The sequence below is a fragment of the Photorhabdus sp. RM96S genome, from assembly GCF_042879335.1.
Classification (GTDB): domain Bacteria; phylum Pseudomonadota; class Gammaproteobacteria; order Enterobacterales; family Enterobacteriaceae; genus Photorhabdus; species Photorhabdus kayaii.
The window spans coordinates 20,613-27,435 of the sequence record NZ_JBHFKT010000054.1 but is presented as its reverse complement, the minus strand read 5'-3'; the positions used below and the strand labels follow the sequence as shown (position 1 = coordinate 27,435).

The 6,823-nt window shown below is 44.1% G+C and carries 13 protein-coding genes; all 13 read left to right on the top strand.

What is annotated here, in order from left to right:
• Positions 1-740 precede the first annotated feature (740 nt).
• The 13 genes from bfd (at position 741) to rpsQ (ending at position 6,752) form a co-directional block, all read left to right on the top strand.
• Positions 741-935, top strand: coding sequence for a bacterioferritin-associated ferredoxin (gene bfd / locus ACGF49_RS22345; protein ID WP_112879459.1), 195 nt, complete (start codon positions 741-743; stop codon positions 933-935).
• A 76-nt stretch (positions 936-1,011) separates the two neighbouring features.
• Entirely contained in the window at positions 1,012-1,488 is a 477-nt protein-coding gene (bfr, locus tag ACGF49_RS22340; protein WP_112879438.1) for a bacterioferritin, read from the top strand.
• Positions 1,489-1,786: 298 nt separating this feature from the next.
• Positions 1,787-2,098, top strand: a complete 312-nt coding sequence (gene rpsJ, locus ACGF49_RS22335) for a 30S ribosomal protein S10 (RefSeq protein ID WP_112879439.1) — start codon at positions 1,787-1,789, stop codon at positions 2,096-2,098.
• Between the two features lie 32 nt (positions 2,099-2,130).
• Entirely contained in the window at positions 2,131-2,760 is a 630-nt protein-coding gene (gene rplC / locus ACGF49_RS22330; protein WP_112879440.1) for a 50S ribosomal protein L3, read from the top strand.
• A gap of 16 nt (positions 2,761-2,776) precedes the next feature.
• Positions 2,777-3,382, top strand: coding sequence for a 50S ribosomal protein L4 (gene rplD / locus ACGF49_RS22325; RefSeq protein WP_011148794.1), 606 nt, complete (start codon positions 2,777-2,779; stop codon positions 3,380-3,382).
• Entirely contained in the window at positions 3,379-3,681 is a 303-nt protein-coding gene (rplW, locus tag ACGF49_RS22320) for a 50S ribosomal protein L23 (protein WP_021322796.1), read from the top strand. Before rplD ends, rplW begins: the two co-directional genes overlap by 4 nt.
• A gap of 19 nt (positions 3,682-3,700) precedes the next feature.
• Positions 3,701-4,525 (top strand): 50S ribosomal protein L2, encoded by an 825-nt coding sequence (rplB, locus tag ACGF49_RS22315; RefSeq protein ID WP_112879441.1) that lies wholly within the window; start codon positions 3,701-3,703, stop codon positions 4,523-4,525.
• A 14-nt stretch (positions 4,526-4,539) separates the two neighbouring features.
• Positions 4,540-4,818, top strand: coding sequence for a 30S ribosomal protein S19 (gene rpsS, locus ACGF49_RS22310; protein WP_011148791.1), 279 nt, complete (start codon positions 4,540-4,542; stop codon positions 4,816-4,818).
• A 14-nt stretch (positions 4,819-4,832) separates the two neighbouring features.
• Positions 4,833-5,165, top strand: a complete 333-nt coding sequence (gene rplV, locus ACGF49_RS22305; RefSeq protein WP_011148790.1) for a 50S ribosomal protein L22 — start codon at positions 4,833-4,835, stop codon at positions 5,163-5,165.
• Positions 5,166-5,182: 17 nt separating this feature from the next.
• The gene (gene rpsC / locus ACGF49_RS22300) at positions 5,183-5,884 is read left to right on the top strand and encodes a 30S ribosomal protein S3 (RefSeq protein WP_112879442.1); all 702 of its coding nucleotides are present in this window, start codon (positions 5,183-5,185) and stop codon (positions 5,882-5,884) included.
• A gap of 12 nt (positions 5,885-5,896) precedes the next feature.
• Positions 5,897-6,307 (top strand): 50S ribosomal protein L16, encoded by a 411-nt coding sequence (gene rplP / locus ACGF49_RS22295; RefSeq protein ID WP_011148788.1) that lies wholly within the window; start codon positions 5,897-5,899, stop codon positions 6,305-6,307.
• Complete coding sequence (gene rpmC, locus ACGF49_RS22290) at positions 6,307-6,498, top strand: 50S ribosomal protein L29 (protein WP_010847484.1); 192 nt, start codon at positions 6,307-6,309, stop codon at positions 6,496-6,498. The genes rplP and rpmC overlap by 1 nt, the downstream gene beginning before the upstream one ends.
• Positions 6,498-6,752, top strand: coding sequence for a 30S ribosomal protein S17 (gene rpsQ, locus ACGF49_RS22285; RefSeq protein ID WP_011148786.1), 255 nt, complete (start codon positions 6,498-6,500; stop codon positions 6,750-6,752). The genes rpmC and rpsQ overlap by 1 nt, the downstream gene beginning before the upstream one ends.
• Positions 6,753-6,823 lie beyond the last annotated feature (71 nt).

Genomic DNA, 6,823 nt, shown 5'->3' with positions numbered 1-6,823 from the left:
AGTACCTAACTCTAGAATAAGTTTGCATTTTGTCTTGTTTTAGAACAGACGCCTGGTGTGCTACATTAGGTGTCTGTTAGTGAGTATTTTAATTGATATAATCCTTCCTTAAATTCTCTGTATGAACCACCCCGTTGGGTTGACTCTTCGTGTTTTAAATTTTTGATTTTGATCGTTTGTTCCTGGAAGCGTCATTTAGCTGTTTTATCAGGATATTCTTAGAGTATATATACATCATTCATCTATAGAATACGTTAGTGATAACTCATGATTTTTCCAAATAAGTATTTGTCTTCAGATTTAGATAAGTCATATTTTCTTTTACATACAGGTAGTAATATCTAGCCCATTCTTGTTCTGCCTCTGTCGGTATGTTCTAACAGAAAGAGGGGTTACCCCTGAAAAGATTACGGCATAGCATGTTCGTTTTCGTACAACTAAGTATGTGAATTCTATATCCCGTAATATCTTAAGCGGGTTGTTCTGTCTAGCTATCAGTTCTGGAACAAATTGCTGATGTAGGAGATAGTTTTAGATGGAATAAGTTTAAGAAAGTTCCTGATAGAGATAAAAGCCTTCCTAGCCAAAGTGTTATAGAAATGAGAGAACTACCTCTATTTGACAAGGCTAAAAGAATATTTGGAAGAAGCTGAATCAGAAAATTAAAATGCGAATGATTATTGAAATGAGACTCATTATTATTTAATATGCGCTATAATGTGTACCAGAGAGTGTTATTTATGTATGTCTGCCTATGTAATGCGGTGAGTGACAAAACAATACGTAATGCGGTGCGTCAACATCATATTCATTCTATTAAAGAACTAAAACGTATTGTGCCTGTAGGCCGTGATTGTGGCAAATGCATACGCCAAGCTAGAGAGCTAATTAATGAGGAGATTGCACAGCTACCCAAGATAGGTAACGTTGCTTGATAAAAAAGAAGTAAGTTTACTACTACTCTGCTGAATAGGTACTACACTTTAAGTACTGGAAGCGGAGGGGTAAACTATGAAAGGTGATAAAAAAATGATTGTTCATTTGAACAAACTTCTTGGAAATGAGCTTGTTGCAATTAATCAGTATTTTCTGCACGCCCGGATGTTCAAAAATTGGGGTCTTACTCGACTTAATGATAAGGAATATCATGAATCTATCGATGAAATGAAGCACGCCGATAGGTACATTGAACGTATCCTTTTTCTTGAAGGGATTCCTAATTTGCAGGATCTAGGGAAACTGAACATCGGAGAAGATATCGAAGAAATGCTCAAATCTGACTTGCAGCTCGAATTGCAAGGAGCTAAAGATTTGAAAGAAGCGATTGCTTATGCTGATTCGATTCATGACTATGTTAGCCGTGATTTAATGATCGATATTCTAGATGAAGAAGAAAAGCATATTGATTGGCTGGAAACTCAATTTGAATTAATTGAACGTATGGGGATTCAAAATTACACTCAAGCACAGATTCTTGAAGGAGAATAGTTATAGTTACGGAAAAATGCCCTATCTGCTAAGTTAGGGCATTTTGTTTCATGCCCCTTTAATTTTACTCCGGACAGATCTGCATCTTGCTTTGTTAATTGATTTGCGTATAATATGCGGTCTTACTTACGTGTAAGTCTGGTTTGTTAGCCAGTAAATGCGCAGTGTTTTTTTTGCTGCCCATTTAAAATACCCCCGATATGGGGGTTATATATCGAACGATTACACTCTCCCATCAATCGAAATGGGATCGAGGAGTGATTATTTACGTTTATAAAATAGTTGGAGCTCTGGTCTCATGCAGAACCAAAGAATCCGTATTCGCCTGAAAGCATTTGATCATCGTTTGATCGATCAATCAACTGCGGAAATTGTCGAGACCGCTAAGCGTACTGGTGCGCAGGTTCGTGGTCCGATCCCGCTGCCGACTCATAAAGAGCGTTTTACCGTTCTAATTTCTCCGCATGTTAATAAAGATGCGCGTGATCAGTACGAAATTCGCACTCATAAGCGTCTGGTTGACATCGTTGAGCCAACCGAGAAAACCGTTGATGCTCTGATGCGTCTGGATCTGGCTGCCGGTGTAGACGTGCAGATCAGCCTGGGTTAATCAGGTCATTGAACGATTAAGAGGTTGAAACAATGATTGGTTTAGTCGGTAAAAAAGTGGGTATGACTCGCATCTTCACTGAAGATGGCGTTTCGATCCCTGTAACTGTTATCGAAATTGAAGATAACCGTGTTACTCAGGTTAAAGATCTGGATAACGATGGTTATCGTGCAATTCAGGTTACTACTGGTAGCAAAAAAGCTAACCGTGTAAACAAACCTGAAGCAGGTCATTTCGCTAAAGCTGGCGTTGAAGCTGGCCGTATCCTGCGTGAATTCCGTCTGTCTGAAGGCGAAGAATATGCTGTAGGTCAAAGCATTAGCGTTGAGATTTTCGCTGACGTTAAGAAAGTCGACGTTACTGGTACATCTAAAGGTAAAGGTTTTGCTGGTACTGTTAAGCGCTGGAACTTCCGTACCCAAGATGCTAGCCACGGTAACTCTTTGTCTCATCGTGTTCCGGGTTCTATCGGTCAGAACCAAACTCCGGGCAAGGTATTTAAAGGCAAGAAAATGGCAGGCCAGCTGGGTAATGAACGCGTAACTGTTCAAAGCCTGGATGTAGTACGTGTTGACGCTGAGCGCAACCTGCTGCTGGTCAAAGGTGCTGTTCCAGGTTCAACTGGCGGCAACCTGATCGTAAAACCGGCTGTCAAGGCGTAACGTCAAGGAGATAGGAATGGAATTGGTAATGAAAGACGCGCAAGGCGCGCTGACTGTTTCCGAAACTACCTTCGGGCGTGATTTCAATGAAGCGCTTGTGCATCAAGTAGTTGTTGCTTACGCAGCTGGTGCACGTCAAGGTACTCGTGCTCAGAAAACCCGTGCTGAAGTTTCTGGTTCAGGTAAAAAACCATGGCGTCAGAAAGGCACTGGCCGTGCACGCTCTGGTTCTATTAAGAGCCCAATTTGGCGCTCTGGTGGCGTAACTTTCGCAGCTAAGCCACAGGACCACAGTCAAAAAGTTAATAAGAAAATGTACCGTGGTGCTTTAAAAAGCATCCTGTCTGAATTGGTACGTCAAGATCGTTTGATCGTTGTCGAGAAGTTTTCTGTAGAAGCTCCTAAGACTAAGCTTCTGGTTCAGAAACTGAAAGAGATGGCGCTGGAAGATGTGCTGATTATCACTAATGAAGTTGATGAGAATTTGTTCTTAGCAGCTCGCAACCTGTACAAGGTTGATGTTCGTGATGTAGCTGGTATTGATCCAGTGAGCTTGATCGCCTTCGATAAAGTGGTTATGACTGCTGATGCTGTGAAGCAAGTTGAGGAGATGCTGGCATGATCCGTGAAGAACGTCTGCTGAAAGTACTGCGCGCACCGCACGTATCTGAAAAAGCTTCTACAGCGATGGAGAAAAGCAACACCATCGTTCTCAAAGTTGCGAAAGACGCGACTAAAGCAGAAATCAAAGCTGCTGTGCAGAAACTGTTTGAAGTCGAAGTTGAAGGTGTTAACACTTTGCTGGTAAAAGGTAAAACTAAACGCCACGGTCAGCGTATTGGTCGTCGTAGCGACTGGAAAAAAGCTTACGTCACACTGAAGGAAGGCCAGAATATGGACTTCATCGGTGGTGCAGAGTAAGTCGGAGGAGTAAAGAACAATGGCAATTGTTAAATGTAAACCTACGTCTCCGGGCCGTCGCCACGTTGTTAAAGTGGTTAACCCTGAGCTGCATAAGGGTAAACCTTATGCTCCATTGCTGGAAAAAAGCAGCAAAACCGGTGGTCGTAACAACAATGGCCGTATTACCACTCGTCACATTGGTGGTGGCCACAAGCAGCACTATCGTTTGATTGACTTTAAACGTAATAAAGATGGTATCCCTGCTGTAGTTGAGCGCTTGGAATATGATCCAAATCGTTCAGCAAATATCGCCTTGGTTTTGTATAAAGATGGTGAACGTCGTTATATCCTTGCACCTAAAGGGCTGAAAGCTGGTGATCAGATTCAATCTGGTGTTGACGCAGCTATCAAAACTGGTAACGCATTGCCAATGCGCAATATCCCTGTTGGTTCTACCGTACATAACGTAGAAATGAAACCGGGTAAAGGTGGTCAGTTGGCTCGTTCCGCTGGTGCATACGTTCAGATCGTTGCCCGTGATGGTTCTTATGTAACTTTGCGTCTGCGCTCTGGTGAAATGCGTAAAGTTCTGTCTGACTGCCGCGCCACTTTAGGTGAGGTTGGTAATGCAGAACATATGCTACGTGTTCTGGGTAAAGCTGGTGCAAGTCGCTGGCGTGGTATTCGTCCTACCGTTCGTGGTACGGCGATGAACCCGGTAGATCACCCACATGGTGGTGGTGAAGGTCGTAACTTTGGTAAACATCCTGTAACTCCTTGGGGTGTTCAAACTAAAGGTAAGAAGACCCGTAGTAATAAACGTACTGATCAGTTCATCGTACGTCGCCGTACTAAAAAATAATTAGAGGATAAACCATGCCACGTTCTCTCAAGAAAGGTCCATTTATTGACCTGCACTTGCTGAAGAAGGTAGAGAAAGCGGTGGAAAGCGGAGACAAAAAGCCTATTAAGACTTGGTCCCGTCGTTCAACGATCTTTCCTAACATGATCGGTTTGACCATCGCTGTCCATAATGGTCGTCAGCATGTACCAGTTTTTGTTTCCGACGAAATGGTTGGTCATAAACTAGGTGAATTCGCGCCGACCCGTACTTATCGCGGCCATGCGGCCGATAAAAAGGCTAAAAAGCGCTAAGGTAGGAGGAAGAGATGGAAACTATCGCTAAACATCGCCACGCTCGTTCTTCTGCTCAGAAGGTTCGCCTTGTAGCTGACCTGATTCGCGGTAAGAAAGTGTCGCAAGCTCTGGAAACTCTGACCTATACCAATAAGAAAGCTGCTGGTTTAGTGAAGAAAGTACTTGAGTCTGCTATTGCTAATGCAGAACACAACGATGGTGCTGACATTGATGATCTGAAGGTCACGAAGATTTTCGTAGACGAAGGCCCGACCATGAAGCGTATTATGCCTCGTGCAAAAGGTCGTGCAGATCGCATCCTGAAGCGCAGCAGCCACATTACTGTGGTTGTGTCCGATCGCTGAGACTCTGGAGACTAGCAATGGGTCAGAAAGTACATCCTAATGGTATTCGCCTGGGTATTGTCAAACCTTGGAACTCTACTTGGTATGCGAATACTAAAGAATTCGCTGACAACCTAGACAGCGATTTTAAAGTTCGCCAGTACTTGAAGAAAGAACTGGCAAAAGCGTCTATTTCACGCATTGTTATTGAACGTCCTGCTAAAAGTATTCGTGTAACTATTCACACTGCTCGCCCAGGTATCGTAATCGGTAAGAAAGGTGAAGACGTAGAAAAACTGCGTAAAACTGTAGCGGAAATCGCTGGTGTTCCTGCGCAAATTAATATCTCTGAAGTGCGTAAGCCTGAACTGGACGCGAAACTGGTTGCTGACAGTATTACTTCACAGCTGGAACGTCGTGTTATGTTCCGTCGTGCTATGAAGCGTGCAGTCCAGAATGCGATGCGTCTAGGCGCTAAAGGCATTAAAGTGGAAGTCAGTGGCCGTTTAGGCGGTGCTGAAATCGCGCGTACTGAATGGTATCGTGAAGGTCGTGTACCGTTGCACACACTGCGTGCAGATATCGACTACAACACTTCAGAAGCGCACACCACTTATGGTGTACTCGGCGTTAAGGTATGGATCTTCAAAGGTGAGATCTTGGGTGGTATGGCTGCTGTTGAACAGGCGGAAAAACCGGCTGCACAACCTAAAAAGCAGCAGCGTAAAGGCCGCAAGTAAGGAGAGTCGCTGATGTTACAACCAAAGCGTACGAAATTCCGTAAAATGCACAAAGGCCGTAACCGTGGCCTGGCAGCAGGTGCGGATGTTAGCTTCGGCACTTTCGGTCTGAAAGCTGTGGGCCGTGGCCGTCTGACGGCACGTCAGATTGAAGCGGCGCGTCGTGCTATGACCCGTGCAATTAAACGTCAAGGTAAAATCTGGATACGTGTATTTCCAGACAAACCTATCACTGAAAAGCCACTCGAAGTGCGTATGGGTAAAGGTAAAGGTAACGTAGAATATTGGGTTGCCTTGATCCAGCCTGGTAAAGTCCTTTATGAAATGGACGGTGTGCCTGAAGAGCTGGCTCGTGAAGCATTCAAGCTGGCAGCAGCGAAACTGCCTATCAAGACCACCTTTGTAACTAAGACGGTGATGTAATGAAAGCACAAGAGCTGCGCGAAAAAAGCGTTGAAGAGCTGAACACTGAGCTGCTGAATTTGCTGCGTGAACAATTTAACCTGCGCATGCAGGCTGCAAGTGGCCAGCTACAACAGTCTCATCTGTTGAAACAAGTGCGTCGTAATATCGCACGCGTTAAGACTTTACTGACTGAGAAGGCGGGTGCGTAATGACCGATAAAATCCGTACTTTGCAAGGTCGTGTTGTAAGTGACAAAATGGAGAAATCTATTGTTGTTGCTATTGAGCGTAAGGTGAAACACCCTCTGTATGGTAAATTCATCAAACGTACGACTAAACTGCATGTACATGACGAGAACAATGAATGTGGCATTGGTGATGTGGTGGAAATCCGCGAAACCCGTCCACTGTCCAAAACTAAATCTTGGACTTTAGTTCGCGTTGTAGAGAAAGCGATTCTGTAAGCTGGCTCGAATAGAGTAAACGGCTCAGGCTATGGGCCGTTTATTTTTTCTATCTATATCTGAGATGTGGT